Raw genomic sequence first — 18262 nt, 5'->3', positions numbered from 1 at the left:
GCTAATGCTGTTCCTTATGGTGGGCCCGGCGATGGCAGGCGCGCTCACGGAGACAGATAAATCGGTACGTTCGATTGTCTCAGGCATCGTGAGCTATACGCGATGGCCGTCGCTTTCCGGTCAGCCTAAGCTCTGTATTTACGCCACTTCTCACTATACGCACGCGCTCAGCGGCGACCAGGGGAATAACGAGTTACCCTATACCCCCGTTATTGTACGTAACGATCGGGAAGCCCTGGCCGCGACATGCGATGCTGTTTATTTCGGGACTGAACCACCTGCGAAACAACTTGAATTAATAAGTCAATATCAGGGCAGAGCATTGCTATTAATCTCAGAGCAAAATCCGGAATGTGTTATTGGCAGTGCCTTTTGCCTGATAATCGATCGTGGCCAGGTGCGGTTTTCCGTCAATCTGGATGCGTTGACACGCAGTGGCGTCAGGGTCAACCCGGATGTATTAATGCTTGCACGGAATAAGCAGCATGGATAAAGATTTCACCTCGACGCCACGTCCGACGTTTAAAAGAACGCTGAGGCGAAACAGCATGATAAGCGTCATCATCACGATGACGTTAATATGGCTGCTGCTCTGTTTTGCCTCGGTCGTAACATTAAAACAGTACGCGCAAAAAAATCTCGAATTAACCGGCGCCACAATGAGCCACAGCCTGGAAGCCTCGCTGGTTTTCAACGATTCACTGGCGGCCAACGAAACGCTCGCTGCGCTGGGTAAGCAGGGGCAGTTTGCCGTAGCAGAAGTCATCAACAGGCATAAAAAGCGCTTCGCCTACTGGTCCTGGAACCCGAAGGATAACAATGACACGCTGGGCGCGCTGGTGAGCCGCTGGCTTTTCCCCGTTCCGGTTGCACAGCCCATCATGCATAACGGCGTGGCAATCGGCGAAATTCGCCTTACCGCGCGTGACAGTCTGATCGGTCATTTTATCTGGATGTCGTTTGCCGTCCTCACCGGCTGTATTCTTTTTGCAACCGTCGTCGCGCTTACTATTACCCACTCTCTGCACCGCGGCATGGTAACGGCGCTGCAAAATATCACTGACGTTGTGCATGACGTGCGCACAAACCGCAACTTCTCCCGCCGGGTGAAAGATGGCCGTATCGAAGAATTTCACCAGTTTGGTGAAGACTTCAACAGCCTGCTGGATGAGATGGAGGAGTGGCAGCTTAAGCTCCAGGCCAAAAACGCCCAGCTGCTGCGTACCGCAATGCACGACCCGCTCACCGGTCTTGCCAACCGTGCGGCGTTTCGTAACAGCATTGCGGCCTTAATGAACGACCCTTCAGCCAGAAAAAACTCGGCCCTGCTCTTCCTCGACGGTGACAATTTTAAATTTATCAACGACACCTGGGGGCACGCGGCAGGAGACTGCGTATTGATTGAAGTCGCCAGCAGGATGATGGAGTTTGGCGATAAACGCCATCAATCCTACCGCCTTGGCGGTGACGAATTTGCCATGGTGCTCTACGGTGTGCATTCTGAGACTGAGGTTCAACACATTTGTGCTGCGCTAGCGCAGCAGTTTATCCGTCCGTTTGATCTGCATAACGGACAAAAAGCATCGATGTCACTCAGCATTGGCTTTGCTCTGGCGTGGGAAAATGCGTCCGTTGAAGCATTACTGGAGAAAGCCGACCGCAATATGTACCAGGTTAAAAACCAGCGTACAAAAACAATAAGTTAGAAAGGAAATTCTATGTTAAAACGATATTTCGCGCCGTTAGTTTTGGCCTCACTGGTTCTGGCTGGCTGCCAGTCGCCGCCCCAGGGCAAATTCACACCTGAACAAATCGCGGCGATGAAGTCATACGGTTTTAACGAACTGAACGGCGACTGGTCTTTGGGGCTGTCGGATACCATCCTCTTTGATAAAAATGACGCCAGGCTGCGCCCGGACAGTGAAGCACAGATCCAATCCATGGCCTCTCGCCTGGCGAAAACTGGCCTGAATCACGCGCGAATGGACGGTCATACGGATAACTACGGTGAAGAAAGTTACAACGAAGCACTGTCCTTAAAACGCGCCGATGCCGTTGCCGCCGCGTGGGCGAAGGGAGCGAATATCCCGCGCACTAATCTCACCACCCAGGGATTAGGAAAAAAATACCCGATTGCGAGCAATAGTACTGCACAAGGACGTGCTGAAAACCGCCGGGTGTCAGTGATTATCAGCACGCCATAGGATTATTTAGCGGATGATTCGGTGAGCGACACGCCTGTTGCCGCTCGCCAGCGCAGCCAGTCAATCAGAACAAACAGTGTCAGACTCACGCCCATCACCGGCAAAGCCAGCCCCAGCAGTACGCTGATTATCACCGTAACGCCTCTTCCCCACCCTGACAGCGCAAGCCAGCTCTGAGAGAGCGTCTGCACCGGATTCATTGCAGATCGCGCCGGACGACGCATCCACCACATCCGGTATCCCCAGATGATGAGCACGCACAGGGCAAGGCCGAAGGCTACGAGCAGCAGCTGATTCACCAGCCCGAATAAGATCCCCATATGGAAATCCACGCCCCAGCGGGTCAGCTTTGCCATTAACGGGAAATCCTCAAAGCGGGTTCTGTCCAGAATTTGCATGGAATTCGGATCCACCGCAACGGCATCCACCTGGGTCGGCCAGCTGCGGTCAATTTCCGTCACGGTCCATGCCTGGTCAGCGCTTTTCGCCGGGCGGATTTCGAGTTTATTCGCATCAATCCCTGCCCGACGGGCAGCGTGCAATACGCCATCAAACCGGGTCAGCTCTATCGTCACGTCGGGCATCATCATGCCACCATGATGTCCGCGATGTTCAGCGTGTTCATCCATCGTGACGGGGGCACCCGAAAGCGTGGTGTTCACCTGTGGGGTTAGCCAGTTCATCTGCGCACGAAGTTTATCCACGTTGCCGCCCGCCCACTGAGACCACGTCAGGCCCGTCGCAGAGAACAGCAACATTCCCCCCAGCAGCACCCAGCCCAGCGTGACATGCAGGCGACGCCGGTTCTGAAAACGATTGTTGATCCGACGTTTTGGCCGGGTATAAAACCACAGCGCAATCCCGCCCAGCGCGGCGACCCACATCCACGAGGCGGCCAGCTCGCTGTAGATCCGACCAACGTTACCCAGCATCAGGGACGTATGCAGATAATCAATGGCCTGGCGTAACGGTAAAATTCCGCTGGTACCATACACCGTCATATCGCCACGCACCGCAAGAGTGACGGGATCGATAAAAACAGCGCGGGTTTCCGATGGGCCAAGCGACGGGTCGGCAAACATCACACGGGTGGTTTCACCCGCAACCAGGCCAGGACGCACGGCGTGTAAACGCAGACTGGTGCCGATGGTTTTTTCCGCCACGGCGATCTGCTCCGCCAGCGGTTGTAGTTCCCCCACCGAATCCGTGTGGAGCGCGTGCCGGTACAGAATATTTTCCAGCTGCGGTGTCGCCACGTACAGCGTACCGGTCAGCGCGGCGAAGAAGATAAACGGGCCGACAAACAGCCCGACATAGAAATGGAGTCGACGCAGCAGGTTTCCCCATGCCGCGCGCGGAGTGCAGGTAGTCATACTTTTCCTTTTTAAGGCAAAAAGTTATCGATATTTTTTAAAGGGAAAAAGCAGACTGCCGCGGCGGCGCGCGGGTATCGGGATAAAGCCAGGGGAAAAAATGCCAGTGGCTGACCGCCTGACGCGGCGGCTTCAGACGCAGCCTGTGCAGCACGACACTGAGCAGCACAATCAGCGCGAGTATCATGCCCGGCACGTGGGCTAATAGCACGCAGTAGCCACAGGCTTCCGCATGGTCAACCGGCATGCTGTGCGGCATATCGCCGTGGTGCTCATCCATCGACATCATGCTCATGTCATGGTGCATCCCCGGCATGGCACTCATGGGATCTTTTTGCAGCGAGACGGAGATAAGCGGTGCGATCACGATCAGCAGGATCGCAAACAGCGCGGTCCATGCCGCTGCGCGTTTCCAGTTATGCTGATGCAGTACGTTAATCACTTACCCTCCACGGAAGAGGCAAGCATTGTAAATGATTTATGACGAAAGGGTTAACGCGATAGGTGCGATAGGATAAAAAAAGGGCCAGCCTTTCGGCCAGCCCTTTCTAACAGGATGTCGCTTAAGCGAATCTTAGTTCAGACGCTCTTTAATACGAGCAGACTTACCAGTACGCTCACGCAGGTAGTACAGTTTAGCTTTACGTACAGCACCACGACGTTTAACAGCAATGCTGTCAACTACCGGAGAGTGAGTCTGGAAGACACGCTCAACGCCTTCGCCGTTGGAAATTTTACGAACAGTGAATGCAGAGTGCAGACCGCGGTTACGAATAGCGATAACCACGCCCTCGAATGCCTGCAGACGTTTTTTGGAACCTTCAACAACCCATACTTTCACTTCCACGGTGTCACCTGGACGGAAGGAAGGTACGTCCTGCTTCATCTGCTCTTGTTCAAGTTGCTTAATAATGTTGCTCATAATTTAATCTCTTATCCTGGGTAAACTGATATTCGGGAGCGTATTACGCATTCCCATCATGTTCATGCTGCTGTTGCGCGTGTTCAGTTTTGAACTCGGCCAGCAACTTTGCTTGCTCTTCAGTCAGAGCCAGGTTTTCCAGAAGTTCAGGTCTTCTAAGCCAGGTTCGGCCCAGCGACTGCTTCAAACGCCAGCGACGTATCTCGGCATGGTTTCCAGACAGTAACACCGCCGGTACTTCCATCCCTTCTAACACTTCAGGACGAGTATAGTGTGGACAGTCCAGCAATCCATCGGCAAAAGAATCTTCCGTTGCCGAAGCTTCATGGCCCAGAACCCCCGGAATGAACCGGGCGACGGAGTCAATCAGCGTCATTGCGGGTAACTCACCACCGCTGAGAACGTAATCGCCGATAGACCATTCTTCGTCAATCTCGGTTTGAATTACGCGCTCATCTATCCCTTCGTAGCGTCCACAGACCAGAATCAGCTTTTGATTCGTCGCCAGTTCGCTCACGCCCGCTTGATCAAGCTTGCGTCCCTGAGGTGACAGATAAATCACCTTCGCGCCTTCACCTGCCGCGGCTTTTGCTGTGTGAATAGCGTCCCGTAAGGGTTGCACCATCATTAGCATCCCCGGTCCGCCGCCGTAAGGACGATCGTCCACGGTACGGTGCCGGTCATGAGTAAAGTCACGAGGACTCCAGCTCTGGATGCTCAGCAGGCCATTCTTTACTGCCCGGCCAGTTACCCCGTAATCGGTAATCGCGCGGAACATTTCAGGAAACAGGCTAATTATGCCAATCCACATAGCGCCGTCTTTTACCGTTTATCCGGAGAATTTAAAAACCAGGATCCCAATCTACTTCAATGGTTTGAGTAGTGAGATCGACTTTCTTGATAACCTGTCCATCGAGGAACGGAACCAACCGCTCCTTGATGCCAAATGCATCTTTCAGGTTTGCCTTAATGACAAGAACGTCATTTGACCCGGTTTCCATCATATCGATGACTTTCCCCAGGCTGTAACCTTCAGTGGTAACTACCTGGCAGCCCATAAGGTCTTTCCAGTAGTAGTCGCCCTCTTCCAGCTGTGGCAACTGCGACGAATCCACGACAATTTCACAATTAGTCAGCGCATTCGCGGCATCACGATCGTCAATGCCTTTCAGCTTGATGATGATGTCCTGATTGTGGTGACGCCAGCTTTCCAGCTCGACCTCTTCCCACTTACCGGCTTTCTGGATGAACCAGGGCTGGTAATCAAAAATGCTATCAGCGTCTTCAGTGGAGGAAAACACTCTGAGCCAACCACGGATACCGTAGCAAGAACCCATTTTTCCCAATACGATCGGTTCAACAGGTGCTTTATTGCTCATCATGACCACCGTGACAGATTAAGCTGCTTTGTTTGCTGCTTTGATCAGCGTAGCAACGCGATCGGAAACAGTAGCGCCCTGGCCAACCCAGTGAGCGATACGATCCAGATCCAGACGGGTTTCTTCTTCTGCGCCAGAGGCCAGTGGGTTGAAGAAACCAACGCGCTCGATGAAGCGACCGTTGCGTGCATTACGGCTGTCAGTCACAACAACCTGGTAGAACGGACGCTTTTTAGCGCCGTGACGTGCTAAACGAATAGTTACCATAACATCCTCTTGTGTGAATAAAACAACCGGGCCCCATCGAGGAACGGAGCCCGGGTGTCATATTAAAAGCCCGAAAATTTTACTCATTTTCGGGCAAAAAGCAATCTCAAAAGCGATTAACGCCCTGGAAAACCGGGAGGCATCATGCCTTTCATGCCGCGCATCATCTTCGCCATGCCGCCTTTCTTCATTTTCTTCATCATGCGCTGCATGTCGTCGAACTGTTTCAGAAGACGGTTAACGTCCTGCACCTGCATGCCGCAACCAGCTGCGATACGACGTTTACGGGAACCTTTGATGATGTCCGGGTTAGCCCGCTCTTTCAGCGTCATTGAGTTGATGATCGCCTCCATACGCACCAGCACCTTGTCATCCATCTGCGCTTTCACGTTGTCTGGGATCTGGCCCATGCCCGGCAGTTTGCCCATCAGGCTTGCCATGCCGCCCATGTTTTTCATCTGACGCAGCTGCTCAAGGAAGTCGGTCAGATCGAAACCGTCGCCTTTTTTCAGCTTGCTGGCCAGCTTCTCGGCCTGCGCGCGGTCAACCTTGCTCTCGATATCTTCGATCAGCGACAGCACGTCACCCATGCCGAGGATACGGGATGCGATACGGTCCGGGTGGAACGGCTCCAGCGCTTCAGTTTTCTCGCCCACGCCGAGGAATTTAATCGGCTTACCGGTGATGTGACGAATGGAGAGCGCCGCACCGCCGCGGGCGTCACCGTCCACTTTGGTCAGCACCACGCCGGTTAACGGTAGCGCTTCGTTAAACGCTTTCGCGGTATTCGCCGCATCCTGACCGGTCATGGCATCGACAACGAACAGGGTCTCTACCGGGTTGATAGAGGCATGCACCTGTTTGATCTCGTCCATCATCGCTTCGTCAACGTGCAGACGACCGGCGGTATCCACCAGCAGCACGTCGTAGAACTTCAGCTTCGCTTCTTTCAGCGCGGCGTTAACGATGTCGACAGGCTTCTGGGCAACGTCGGACGGGAAGAAATCCACGCCGACCTGCTCGGCCAGGGTTTCCAGTTGCTTGATCGCCGCCGGGCGATAGACGTCCGCTGAGACCACCAGCACTTTCTTCTTGTGCTTTTCACGCAGGAATTTACCCAGTTTACCGACGCTGGTAGTTTTACCCGCCCCCTGCAGGCCCGCCATCAGCACCACGGCCGGCGGCTGAGCGGCCAGGTTAAGCACCTGGTTCTCTTCGCCCATCGCCGAAACCAGTTCGTTACGAACGATTTTGACGAACTCCTGACCCGGGGTCAGGCTCTTGTTAACTTCATGACCAACCGCCTTCTCTTTTACGCGGTTGATAAAATCACGAACAACCGGCAACGCCACGTCTGCTTCCAGCAGCGCCATGCGCACTTCGCGCAGCGTTTCCTTGATGTTCTCTTCAGTAAGGCGTCCGCGGCCGCTGATGCTGCGCAGCGTGCGCGACAAACGATCGGTTAAATTATCAAACATTGTCTCTCGCCTGAGTAGAAACGTTGGGCCGCATTGAGCGACACATACACAGAATTTTGCCGGAGTATAACATGAAGGCGCCTTTGTTGTTATGCAACGGTTGGAGCAGGCGTCACGTAACGTTATACTGCTTCTCTTTCTTATTAAGACAACTGTCGATGCCTATATGCCTGTTTTCGCACTGATCGCCCTTGTTGCCTACTCTGTCAGCCTCGCGCTGATTATTCCCGGACTGCTGCAAAAAAACAGCGGCTGGCGGCGCATGGCTATTCTTTCGGCGGTCATTGCACTGATAAGCCACGCGTTTGCGCTGGAATCACGCATTATTCCCGGCGACGGCAGCGTGCAAAACCTGAGCGTCCTCAACGTCGGCTCGCTGGTCAGCCTGATGATCTGTACGGTAATGACCATCGTTGCGTCTAAAAATCGCGGCTGGCTGCTGCTGCCGATTGTCTATACCTTCGCGCTGATCAATCTGGCTCTCGCCACCTTTATGCCTAATGAATTCATTACGCATCTGGAGGCGACGCCGGGGATGCTGGTGCATATCGGCCTGTCGCTGTTTGCCTACGCGACGCTGATTATCGCCGCGCTTTACGCCATGCAGCTCGCCTGGATTGACTACCAACTGAAAAACAAAAGGCTGGCGTTCAACCATGAAATGCCGCCACTGATGGTCATTGAGCGTAAGATGTTCCACATCACGCAGATAGGCGTGGTGCTGCTGACGCTCACGCTCTGCACGGGCCTGTTTTACATGAAGAACCTGTTCAGCGTGGAGAATATCGATAAAGCAGTGCTCTCCATCATCGCGTGGTTTGTCTATATTGTCCTGTTGTGGGGCCATTACCATGAAGGCTGGCGCGGTCGTCGCGTCGTCTGGTTCAACGTCGCGGGTGCGGGCATTCTCACCCTTGCCTATTTTGGCAGCCGCTTCATACAGCAATTTGCTGGCTAAGTAACAAAAGGAGTTCCCCCTGGAACACATCTCTACCACCACGCTGATCGTTATCCTGATCGTCATGGTGGTCATCTCCGCCTATTTCTCCGGCTCGGAAACCGGCATGATGACCTTAAACCGTTACCGGTTGCGTCATCGTGCTAAACAGGGTAACCGTGCCGCCCGTCGCGTTGAAAAACTGCTCCGCAAACCGGATCGGCTGATAAGCCTGGTGCTTATCGGCAACAACCTTGTCAACATTCTGGCCTCAGCCCTCGGCACCATCGTTGGGATGCGTCTGTACGGCAACGCCGGGGTGGCGATTGCCACCGGCGTGCTGACGTTTGTGGTGCTGGTGTTTGCCGAAGTACTGCCAAAAACTATCGCCGCGCTTTACCCGGAAAAGGTGGCCTACCCGAGCAGCTTCCTGCTGGCGCCGCTGCAGATCCTGATGATGCCGCTGGTCTGGCTGCTGAACATGGTGACGCGTGTTTTGATGCGGATGGTGGGAATCAAAGCGGACGTCACTATCAGCAGCGCGCTCAGCAAAGAAGAGCTGCGCACCATTGTGAACGAATCCCGCTCGCAGATCTCCCGGCGCAATCAGGATATGCTCCTGTCGGTGCTGGATCTGGAAAAGGTGAGCGTGAACGACATCATGGTGCCGCGTAACGAAATCGTCGGTATCGACATCAACGACGACTGGAAAGCCATTGTCCGCCAGCTGACGCACTCCCCGCACGGGCGCATCGTGCTGTATCGCGACTCGCTGGATGACGCCATCAGCATGCTGCGCGTGCGCGAAGCCTACCGTCTGATGACCGAGAAAAAAGAGTTCACCAAAGAGGTGATGCTGCGCGCCGCCGACGAGATTTACTACGTGCCGGAAGGAACCCCGCTCAGCACGCAGCTGGTGAAATTCCAGCGCAACAAGAAGAAGGTCGGCCTGGTGGTCAATGAGTACGGCGATATTCAGGGGCTGGTGACGGTCGAAGATATTCTGGAAGAGATTGTCGGGGACTTTACCACGTCAATGTCGCCTTCCCTCGCGGAAGAGGTTACCCCGCAAAACGACGGTTCGGTGCTGATTGACGGTAGCGCGAACATTCGGGAACTCAACAAAGCCTTTAACTGGCATTTGCCGGAAGATGAAGCTCGTACCATGAACGGGATGATTCTGGAAGCGCTGGAAGAGATCCCGGCGGCGGGCACGCGGGTGCGCATTGAGCAGTACGATATTGATATCCTGGACGTGCAGGACAATATGATTAAGCAGGTGAAGGTGCTGCCCGTCACGCCACTTCGGGAAAGTATTGCCGAATAAAACGTAGGCCGGGTAAGGCGAATGCCGCCACCCGGCACTACAGGTAGCAAATTACGCTTTCGCTTTCGCGACGGTCACCATCGCAGCGCGAATGGTACGGCCGTTCAGGGTGTAACCTTTCTGCATCACGCCCAGCACTTTACCGGCTTCAATCTCTTCAGATTCAACCATCGCGATGGCCTGGTGAACGTTTGGATCCAGCGGCACATCGGTATCCGCAATCACTTCCACGCCAAACTTACGCACGACGTCGAGCATGGATTTCAGCGTCAGTTCGATACCTTCGATCATCGCCGCGTTGTCCGGATTCGCTTTGTCAGCCACTTCCAGCGCGCGATCGAGGCTATCGATCACCGGCAGCAGTTCGTTGACGAATTTCTCCAGCGCAAATTTATGCGCTTTCTCAACGTCCTGCTCGGTACGACGACGCAGATTTTCCATTTCCGCCTTGATGCGCAGAACGGTGTCGCGTTCGCGATTCTGTGCTTCTACCAGTTGGGCTTCCAGATTCGCAATTTTTTCATCGCGCGGGTCCACCTGCTCAGCAGATGCGTCTGGCTCTACAGCCTCAACCTCATCGTGCTGTTCCGTGATAATTTCTTCAGGGGCTTGCCCCTCAGGCGTTTTCTGTTCTTTACTACTCATGAATTTCTCCGCGTTTTTCTGCATTCATCTCGCTAACTTCGCTTATTATGGGGATCAGTTTCCTGGATTCAAGGGAACAAGAGAGATTGTCATCATTCATCAGGCACAAGGACCTCCAGAAAATGAATAATCATTTCAGGTGTATTGGGATCGTCGGGCATCCGCGTCACCCTACCGCATTGACGACACATGAAATGTTGTATCGCTGGTTGTGTAGCAAAGGCTATGAAGTGATGGTCGAGCAGCAGATTGCGCAGGAACTGCAGCTGAAGAGCGTAAAAACCGGCACGCTGGCGGAAATTGGCCAACAGGCCGATCTCGCCGTGGTGGTGGGCGGCGACGGCAATATGCTCGGCGCGGCACGCACGCTGGCGCGTTATGACATCAAGGTCATCGGTATCAACCGCGGCAATCTCGGCTTTTTAACCGACCTCGACCCGGACAATGCGCAACAGCAGCTGGCCGACGTGCTGGAAGGTCACTATATCAGTGAAAAACGTTTCTTACTGGAAGCGCAGGTGTGCCAGCAGGACTGTCAGAAGCGCATCAGCACCGCGATTAACGAGGTGGTGCTTCACCCCGGTAAAGTGGCGCACATGATTGAGTTCGAAGTTTATATCGATGAAATCTTTGCCTTCTCCCAGCGTTCTGACGGACTGATTATCTCCACGCCAACCGGCTCAACCGCCTACTCGCTTTCTGCGGGCGGCCCTATCCTGACGCCCTCTCTTGATGCCATCACCCTGGTACCGATGTTCCCGCACACGCTCTCCGCCCGCCCGCTGGTGATTAACGGAGACAGCACGATACGTCTGCGCTTCTCGCACCGCCGTAACGACCTGGAGATCAGCTGCGACAGCCAGATCGCGCTGCCGATCCAGGAAGGTGAAGATGTTCTTATTCGCCGGTGTGATTACAACCTGAATTTGATTCACCCGAAAGATTACAGCTATTTCAACACATTAAGCTCGAAGCTTGGCTGGTCAAAAAAATTGTTCTGATTTTGCATCCAGGACTTTACTGTATAAAAAACCAGTTTATACTGTATGAAAACACAGTTATGGTTTTTCATACAGGAAAACAATTATGCTGGCACAACTGACCATCAGCAACTTTGCCATTGTTCGTGAGCTTGAGATCGATTTCCACAGCGGCATGACGGCGATCACCGGGGAAACCGGTGCGGGTAAATCCATTGCCATTGATGCCCTCGGCTTGTGCCTTGGCGGCCGTGCAGAGGGCGACATGGTGCGCATGGGCGCAAACCGTGCCGATCTGTGCGCGCGTTTCTCTCTGAAAGACACCCCTGCGGCCCAGCGCTGGCTGGAACAGAATCAGCTCGAAGATGGACGTGAGTGTTTACTTCGCCGCGTGATCAGCAGCGACGGACGCTCACGTGGCTTTATCAACGGCACGGCGGTCCCGCTCTCCCAGCTCCGCGAACTCGGCCAGCTGCTTATCCAGATCCACGGTCAGCATGCGCATCAGCAACTCGTCAAACCAGAACAGCAGAAAGCCCTGCTTGATGGCTATGCGGGTGAGTATGCGCTTACTCAACTCATGGCGGAGCACTACCGCCTGTGGCATCAGAGCTGCCGCGAGCTCGCTCAGCACCAGCAGCAAAGCCAGGAGCGCGCCGCACGTGCGGAGCTACTGGCGTATCAGCTAAAAGAGCTGAACGAATTCAACCCGCAGGCGGGTGAGTTTGAGCAAATCGACGAAGAGTACAAGCGCCTGGCCAACAGCGGCCACCTGCTCTCAACCAGCCAGAATGCCCTCAACATGCTGGCAGATGGCGAAGACGTGAATCTCCAAAGCCAGCTGTATAATGTCCGTCAACTGGTCACCGAGCTGGCCGGCATGGACAGCAAGCTTTCTGGCGTGCTGGATATGCTGGAAGAGGCCGCGATTCAAATCTCTGAAGCCAGTGACGAACTGCGTCATTACTGTGAGCGGCTGGACCTCGACCCGAACCGTCTGTTTGAGCTGGAGCAGCGCCTTTCCCGTCAGATCTCACTGGCGCGCAAGCACCATGTCACGCCGGAAGAACTGCCAGGCTACTATCAGTCTCTGCTGGAAGAACAGCAGCAGCTTGACGATCAGGCTGATTCGCAGGAAACCCTCTCTCTGGCCGTTAACCTGCATCATCAGCAGGCGCTGACCACGGCGAAAAAACTGCATGAGATCCGCCAGCATTACGCTCAGGAGCTCGGCCAGCACATCACCGATAGCATGCACACGCTGGCGATGCCGCACGGCTTCTTCACCATTGATGTCCGTTTTGAAGAGAACCACCTGACGGCAGAAGGAGCGGATCGCATCGAGTTCCGCGTCACTACCAACCCGGGGCAGCCGCTGCAGGCAATCTCCAAAGTGGCATCCGGCGGTGAACTGTCGCGTATTGCGCTGGCGATTCAGGTGATTACCGCGCGTAAAATGGAAACCCCGGCGCTGATTTTCGATGAAGTGGATGTCGGCATCAGCGGCCCAACGGCGGCGGTGGTAGGTAAACTGCTGCGCCAGCTAGGTGAGTCAACGCAGGTAATGTGTGTCACCCACCTGCCGCAGGTCGCGGGCTGCGGTCATCATCACTTCATCGTCAGTAAAGAAACCGACGGCGAAATGACCGAAACGCACATGAAGCCGCTGGATAAACGTGCGCGTCTGCAGGAGCTGGCACGCCTGCTCGGCGGCAGCGAAGTCACGCGTAATACCCTCGCGAACGCGAAAGAACTGCTGGCGGCATAAACTTTTTCGGGATCTCAGGGTCATACAGAACAACAAAAACGCCGCCAGACCGGTTTCAAAGTGGGGCAAGGTCTATTATCATCGGCATATTACATATGAGCCGCGTTCTGCTCGGGCCCGAAAAGGAATCAAATCACTATGCGTTGTAAAATGCTGACCGCTGCCGCAGCGGTTCTTCTGATGTTGACCGCAGGCTGTTCCACTCTGGAGAAAGTGGTTTACCGTCCTGACATCAACCAGGGGAACTACCTTACCCCTAACGATGTGTCCAAAATCCGTGTGGGGATGACACAACAGCAGGTCGCTTATACACTGGGAACCCCGATGATGACCGATCCATTCGGCACTAATACCTGGTTCTATGTATTCCGTCAGAAGCCGGGTCATGAAGATGCGACCCAGCAGACCCTGACGCTGACCTTCAGCAGCGCCGGCGTGTTGACCAACATCGACAACAAGCCTGCCCTGACCAAATAATCAGAAGCCAGAAATGCAAAAAGGTGCTCATTGAGCACCTTTTTTGTATTTCTTTTATCCCCTCGCCCCTTTGGGGAGAGGGTCAGGTTGAGGGGAAAACACGCTACTTACTCGCTTTCTCCGCACGCTGGCGACGCAGCTCTTTCGGGTCGGCGATCAGTGGACGATAAATCTCCACCCGGTCTCCCTCTTTCAGCACGTCGCCCAGCTTCACCGGACGGCTGTATATCCCGACCTTATTCTTCGCCAGGTCGATATCGCTACGAAGCTCAAGGATACCGGACGCGAGGATAGCCGCTTCTACGGTTGCCCCCTCTTCCAGCGTCACGCGCTGCAGATACTGCTTCTCCGGCAGCGCGTATACCACTTCAACAGCGATCTTATGCGACACTGTAAACCTCTTTGGCGCGGGTGGTGAACGCCTGAACCATATTCGACGCCAGCTCTTTAAAGATGCGGCCAAACGCCAGCTCAATCAGCTTATTGGTGAACTCAAAGTCCAGATGGAACTCAATGCGGCAGGCATCAGCGCTCAGAGGTGTGAACTTCCACCCCCCCATCAGCGTTTTAAACGGACCATCCACCAGATGCATCAAAATACTCTGATTGTTGGTCAGCGTATTGCGGGTGGTGAACGTCTTGCTGATCCCCGCTTTGGAGACATCCACCGCCGCAGTCATCTGCGTCGGGCCAGACTCCAGAACGCGGCTCCCGGTACATCCCGGAATAAACTCTGGATAAGACTGAACATCGTTCACTAACTGATACATTTGTTCCGCGCTGTAAGGCACAAGCGCAGTACGGCTAATCTGAGGCATAGCATTTTCCATGGTCACACAACGGACAAATAATAACATTTATCACCTGTTAAAAAAACGCTAAGGCTCATCTCGTGCTAAGATAGCGCGTTAGACCTCACAGGACGCAATGAGGTGACTTTTTGAAATCAGATTACCGACGGCTTTACGACACTTATGACGAAGAAAAAAGCACATAAACCAGGCTCGGCGACCATTGCGCTCAACAAGCGTGCTCGCCACGAGTATTTCATTGAAGAAGAATTCGAAGCTGGCCTTGCGTTGCAGGGCTGGGAAGTAAAATCGCTGCGCGCCGGGAAAGCCAACATCGGCGACAGCTACGTGATTCTTAAAGATGGCGAAGCCTTCCTGTTCGGCGCGAACTTTACGCCGCTGACCGTCGCCTCGTCACACTACGTATGTGACCCAACGCGCACCCGCAAGCTGCTGCTGAACAAGCGTGAGCTGGAATCCCTCTACGGACGCATCAACCGTGAAGGTTTCACCGTGGTCGCCCTGTCGCTGTACTGGAAAAACGCCTGGTGCAAAGTGAAAGTTGGCGTCGCGAAAGGTAAAAAACAGCACGATAAACGTACTGACCTGAAAGAGCGCGAGTGGCAGTTGGATAAAGCGCGCATCATGAAAAACGCAGGACGTTGATTCTGCACACTTATTGTACTATTCAATAAGTTAGCGTTCCGGGCTGGTATCCAGGAAGTGAAATCTGGTATACTCAGTTCAACACTATTGGGGCTGATTCTGGATTCGACGGGATTTGCGAAACCCAAGGTGCATGCCGAGGGGCGGTTTGCCTCGTTAAAAGCCGCAAAAAAATAGTCGCAAACGACGAAAACTACGCTTTAGCAGCTTAATAACCTGCTCTGAGCCCTCTCTCCCTAGCTTCCGCTCTTAAGACGGGGATCAAAGAGAGGTCAAACCCAAAAGAGATCGCGTGGAAGCCCTGCCTGGGGTTGAAGCGTTAAAACTAATCAGGCTAGTTCGTTAGTGGCGTGTCTGTCCGCAGCTGGCGTGCGAATGTAAAGACAAACTAAGCATGTAGTACCGAGGATGTAGAAATTTCGGACGCGGGTTCAACTCCCGCCAGCTCCACCAAACATTCATTCATGATGCATCATGAACCTTAAAAAAGCCTGTAACTTCAACGAGTTACAGGCTTTTTTGTTGCATGTGTGGTCATGATCTCTGTATGAATCTTGAGCTTTTGGCACCATATTTAGCACCACGGTATCGTGGGGCTAAAAAAGCGTGGTGCTAAAACATGCCTAAGCAACTGAAACCCTTAACAAATGTGGAGATCGCTGGCGCGAAGCCCCGTAGCACAGATTATGAGCTACGGGACGGTGAAGGCCTGTACTTGCTGGTTAAGACTTCAGGGAGGAAGGTCTGGCATTTCGAGTACTATCACCCCATCACCAAAAAGCGCACCAAAACCAGCCTTGGCCCTTACCCGGTCGTTACACTGGCTATGGCCCGCGAAACTCGCACGCAGTACAGACGACTACTCTATCAGGGCATAGATCCTCGCCAACACTTAGCAGGAATAGCTGAAGAAAAACGTATCCAGACTGAATGCACGCTGGAAAAGGTGGCCGGACAGTGGCTCAAAGAGAAGAAACGGACCAGCGACCTTAGCGAAGATCACGCCAAAGATGTCTGGCGTTCGCTGGAGATGCACGTCTTCCCTTCTCTGGGCAGTACGCCCGTCACTGAGATCCGCCCGAAGATGCTCAAGGAGCACCTCACACCACTGGAAGAACAAGGCATCCTCGAAACGCTGCGGCGGGTCATCTCACGGCTCAATGAAATCTTCCGCTTTGCCATCTCCGAAGAGCTCATCGAGTTCAATCCGGCTGACAACCTGGTCGCCCGTTTTAAGAAACCGAAAAAGCAGAACATGCCAGCCCTCCACCCCAGCGAGCTGGGCAGGTTAATGCTGGCGCTACAGAACGCCTCTATCCGCAAGGAAACACGCTGCCTTATCGAATGGGAGCTACTGACCTGGGTTCGCCCCGGCGAAGCCGTTAGCGCCCGCTGGTGCGACATCGATATGAAAAAAGCGGAATGGCGCATCCCCGACACCTTTATGAAGATGAACCGTTCGCACACGGTGCCGCTCAGCAAACAGGCGCTGCGCGTTCTTCAGATAATGGAGCCGGTCAGCCGCCATCGCCCATGGGTGTTCCCCAGCATCCGCAAACCACTGGAGCATATGCACCAGCAGACCGCAAACGCCGCGCTTATCCGCATGGGGTTCGGCGGCGAACTGGTTGCCCACGGTATGCGCAGCATCGCCAGAACGGCGGGAGCAGGCCATTTTCCCCGTGAAGTACTGGAGTCTGCGCTGGCACACCAGAAAGAAGACGAGATCGAAGCGGCCTACAACCGCAGCGACTATCTGGAACAAAGGCGACCGCTAATGCAGTGGTGGGGAAACTACGTTGATGCTGCCAGACGGCAGGCGCTGCTCGGTGAAGAAGAACCGCTGCGGATCGTGGAAGGAGAATAATGTGACCAGCCCCATTCGTCAGAATCTGTTTGAACGGGAATGTGATATGCCGCTGCTGGAAGCGCGGCATCTCGCCCTTCTGCTTCTCGGCCTCGATGCTTCCCAACCGGCAAACGCCCTGCCGGAAGAACATCAGGAAAATTACCGTATCCTGCACGACGCCATCAGCCGCACCATCAAAGCTACAGGCATGGTCAGCGCCCCGGCTAATAAACGCATGTTCTATGCCGATGAGATGTTCGCGCTGGCCTGGCGGCTTATTGATGACGAACTGACGCCGCCAGAAATTAAGGCCCGCAGCCTGAAGGCGGTGATGAAACTGTCACGCAACAGCCGTGGCCGCAAGTGGCTGAAGACGCTCGGTGACGACGCGCTACCAGATCTCACTACTTCAGCACAACCTTCCCTGCGTGGAATGCATAAACGCGACAAGGCTCGAGAAAATACTGCCCGACTCTGCTGGCTGTTGGTTCAGCTTCTGGTTGAGGAAACTGACGGGCGTTATGGTACGCCAGATAAACCGGCTTCGGATCGGATACTTCGTAAGCTGAAGACGCTGGCTCAGGAGCGGAAATTGCCGTCTGATGGGCTGGGGCGGGGGACCTTTTATGAGGTGTTGAAGATGGGGCGGGAAAAGGAAACGTAGGTAGTTGCTACCAGTATCGGGTGTAGCGAACCGATTAAGCTCTGAAACCTTTGGCGTATAGTCAATATCGTGCCGGAAACACACACGTCTAACAAATAACAAATTTGGCAGACTGTTACGTCATGAAAATTCTTATATACTTTAAAGATTGTTTGCCACCTTTTCCCCCATTAAACATTAGAGTGGCATTAGCTATTTTGTAAATGCCACTTTTTTATCAAAATGCTGGAGCTTTTTTCCCAAAATACTGATACCAGTAATCTTTCCAGTTAGAGCGTAAAGAAAATTGTGGATTTCTACCATTTTCATGGAACTCTAGCCATGGAAGATCCAATATATTATCCTTTCTAAGTTCTCTTGACATATTGTTGGTTGCTATTTTTGGTCTATTTACATCAATAACAATGTGCTCATTTATTATTTTCGTCAACTCCACAGCATGGCTTTTATCAAAACCTCTTGCTTTTCTTAATGCCAATGCCACCATAATTATAGGAATATAAATTGTTCCTGATATTTTCAATGAGCCATTATT

Annotated in this window: 22 protein-coding genes and 1 other RNA gene; 12 read left to right on the top strand and 11 right to left on the bottom strand. The window is 53.6% G+C overall.

Annotation, left to right across the window (positions count from 1 at the left end; all coding sequences use genetic code 11):
• The first annotated feature begins 31 nt into the window (after positions 1 to 31).
• Genes URZ40_RS21365 through URZ40_RS21355 form a run of 3 tightly spaced genes read left to right on the top strand, consistent with a single transcriptional unit; the run spans position 32 to position 2204 of the window.
• Positions 32 to 493, top strand: a complete 462-nt coding sequence (locus URZ40_RS21365; RefSeq protein WP_370552321.1) for a YfiR family protein — start codon at positions 32 to 34, stop codon at positions 491 to 493.
• Positions 486 to 1706, top strand: coding sequence for a diguanylate cyclase DgcN (gene dgcN / locus URZ40_RS21360; RefSeq protein ID WP_316380197.1), 1221 nt, complete (start codon positions 486 to 488; stop codon positions 1704 to 1706). The genes URZ40_RS21365 and dgcN overlap by 8 nt, the downstream gene beginning before the upstream one ends.
• Positions 1707 to 1718: 12 nt before the next feature.
• Entirely contained in the window at positions 1719 to 2204 is a 486-nt protein-coding gene (locus tag URZ40_RS21355; protein ID WP_316380196.1) for an OmpA family protein, read from the top strand.
• A gap of 2 nt (positions 2205 to 2206) precedes the next feature.
• Here the strand turns inward: URZ40_RS21355 and URZ40_RS21350 are convergent, their stop codons facing one another.
• The 7 genes from URZ40_RS21350 to ffh form a co-directional block, all read right to left on the bottom strand.
• Positions 2207 to 3577, bottom strand: a complete 1371-nt coding sequence (locus tag URZ40_RS21350) for a PepSY-associated TM helix domain-containing protein (protein ID WP_316380195.1) — start codon at positions 3575 to 3577, stop codon at positions 2207 to 2209.
• 37 nt (positions 3578 to 3614) lie between these two features.
• Complete coding sequence (locus URZ40_RS21345) at positions 3615 to 4019, bottom strand: DUF2946 domain-containing protein (RefSeq protein ID WP_316380194.1); 405 nt, start codon at positions 4017 to 4019, stop codon at positions 3615 to 3617.
• 132 nt (positions 4020 to 4151) lie between these two features.
• Positions 4152 to 4499, bottom strand: coding sequence for a 50S ribosomal protein L19 (gene rplS, locus URZ40_RS21340; RefSeq protein ID WP_002914145.1), 348 nt, complete (start codon positions 4497 to 4499; stop codon positions 4152 to 4154).
• Positions 4500 to 4542: 43 nt separating this feature from the next.
• Positions 4543 to 5310, bottom strand: coding sequence for a tRNA (guanosine(37)-N1)-methyltransferase TrmD (trmD, locus tag URZ40_RS21335; RefSeq protein WP_008502493.1), 768 nt, complete (start codon positions 5308 to 5310; stop codon positions 4543 to 4545).
• A 31-nt stretch (positions 5311 to 5341) separates the two neighbouring features.
• Complete coding sequence (gene rimM / locus URZ40_RS21330; protein ID WP_003863136.1) at positions 5342 to 5881, bottom strand: ribosome maturation factor RimM; 540 nt, start codon at positions 5879 to 5881, stop codon at positions 5342 to 5344.
• A gap of 15 nt (positions 5882 to 5896) precedes the next feature.
• Complete coding sequence (gene rpsP, locus URZ40_RS21325; RefSeq protein ID WP_022649067.1) at positions 5897 to 6145, bottom strand: 30S ribosomal protein S16; 249 nt, start codon at positions 6143 to 6145, stop codon at positions 5897 to 5899.
• 116 nt (positions 6146 to 6261) lie between these two features.
• Positions 6262 to 7623 (bottom strand): signal recognition particle protein, encoded by a 1362-nt coding sequence (gene ffh / locus URZ40_RS21320; RefSeq protein WP_096218409.1) that lies wholly within the window; start codon positions 7621 to 7623, stop codon positions 6262 to 6264.
• Positions 7624 to 7789: 166 nt separating this feature from the next.
• Between ffh and URZ40_RS21315 the strand changes: the two genes are divergently transcribed.
• Both URZ40_RS21315 and URZ40_RS21310 read left to right on the top strand, forming a co-directional pair.
• Entirely contained in the window at positions 7790 to 8581 is a 792-nt protein-coding gene (locus tag URZ40_RS21315; RefSeq protein ID WP_116343829.1) for an inner membrane protein YpjD, read from the top strand.
• Between the two features lie 19 nt (positions 8582 to 8600).
• Complete coding sequence (locus URZ40_RS21310; protein WP_032644905.1) at positions 8601 to 9887, top strand: HlyC/CorC family transporter; 1287 nt, start codon at positions 8601 to 8603, stop codon at positions 9885 to 9887.
• A 51-nt stretch (positions 9888 to 9938) separates the two neighbouring features.
• On the opposite strand, the gene grpE is transcribed toward URZ40_RS21310, so the two are convergent.
• A complete protein-coding gene (gene grpE / locus URZ40_RS21305; protein WP_032644906.1) occupies positions 9939 to 10532 on the bottom strand; it encodes a nucleotide exchange factor GrpE in 594 nt (197 codons plus the stop codon).
• A 122-nt stretch (positions 10533 to 10654) separates the two neighbouring features.
• Between grpE and nadK the strand changes: the two genes are divergently transcribed.
• From nadK to bamE, 3 genes are all read left to right on the top strand, one after another.
• Positions 10655 to 11533 carry an NAD(+) kinase gene (gene nadK / locus URZ40_RS21300; protein WP_320721110.1) on the top strand — a complete coding sequence of 293 codons (879 nt, stop codon included), beginning with the start codon at positions 10655 to 10657 and terminating at the stop codon, positions 11531 to 11533.
• A gap of 85 nt (positions 11534 to 11618) precedes the next feature.
• Positions 11619 to 13280, top strand: a complete 1662-nt coding sequence (gene recN / locus URZ40_RS21295) for a DNA repair protein RecN (RefSeq protein WP_316380193.1) — start codon at positions 11619 to 11621, stop codon at positions 13278 to 13280.
• Between the two features lie 138 nt (positions 13281 to 13418).
• Positions 13419 to 13757: an outer membrane protein assembly factor BamE gene (bamE, locus tag URZ40_RS21290; RefSeq protein WP_116343796.1), complete on the top strand. Its 339-nt coding sequence runs from the start codon at positions 13419 to 13421 to the stop codon at positions 13755 to 13757.
• Between the two features lie 103 nt (positions 13758 to 13860).
• Here bamE and URZ40_RS21285 read toward each other — a convergent pair whose 3' ends face one another.
• Both URZ40_RS21285 and URZ40_RS21280 read right to left on the bottom strand, forming a co-directional pair.
• Positions 13861 to 14148, bottom strand: a complete 288-nt coding sequence (locus URZ40_RS21285) for an RnfH family protein (protein WP_192985120.1) — start codon at positions 14146 to 14148, stop codon at positions 13861 to 13863.
• Positions 14138 to 14575, bottom strand: coding sequence for a type II toxin-antitoxin system RatA family toxin (locus URZ40_RS21280; RefSeq protein WP_008502504.1), 438 nt, complete (start codon positions 14573 to 14575; stop codon positions 14138 to 14140). Before URZ40_RS21280 ends, URZ40_RS21285 begins: the two co-directional genes overlap by 11 nt.
• 156 nt (positions 14576 to 14731) lie before the next feature.
• On the opposite strand from URZ40_RS21280, the gene smpB reads away from it, so the two are divergent.
• From smpB to URZ40_RS21260, 4 genes are all read left to right on the top strand, one after another.
• Positions 14732 to 15214 carry an SsrA-binding protein SmpB gene (gene smpB, locus URZ40_RS21275; RefSeq protein ID WP_008502505.1) on the top strand — a complete coding sequence of 161 codons (483 nt, stop codon included), beginning with the start codon at positions 14732 to 14734 and terminating at the stop codon, positions 15212 to 15214.
• Between the two features lie 89 nt (positions 15215 to 15303).
• Positions 15304 to 15667, top strand: a transfer-messenger RNA (tmRNA) gene (gene ssrA, locus URZ40_RS21270).
• A 166-nt stretch (positions 15668 to 15833) separates the two neighbouring features.
• The gene (locus URZ40_RS21265; protein ID WP_320721109.1) at positions 15834 to 17081 is read left to right on the top strand and encodes an integrase domain-containing protein; all 1248 of its coding nucleotides are present in this window, start codon (positions 15834 to 15836) and stop codon (positions 17079 to 17081) included.
• Between the two features lies 1 nt (position 17082).
• Positions 17083 to 17727 (top strand): hypothetical protein, encoded by a 645-nt coding sequence (locus URZ40_RS21260; protein ID WP_320721108.1) that lies wholly within the window; start codon positions 17083 to 17085, stop codon positions 17725 to 17727.
• A gap of 217 nt (positions 17728 to 17944) precedes the next feature.
• Here URZ40_RS21260 and URZ40_RS21255 read toward each other — a convergent pair.
• The coding region (locus URZ40_RS21255) for a hypothetical protein (RefSeq protein WP_320721107.1) at positions 17945 to 18262 on the bottom strand (318 nt) is incomplete at its 5' end.

Origin of the sequence: Enterobacter sp. 296B2 (assembly GCF_034106185.1) — a bacterium.
Classification (GTDB): domain Bacteria; phylum Pseudomonadota; class Gammaproteobacteria; order Enterobacterales; family Enterobacteriaceae; genus Enterobacter; species Enterobacter cloacae_N.
The sequence above is the reverse complement of the archived record's forward strand: the minus strand, read 5'-3'. Positions and strand labels throughout refer to the sequence as shown.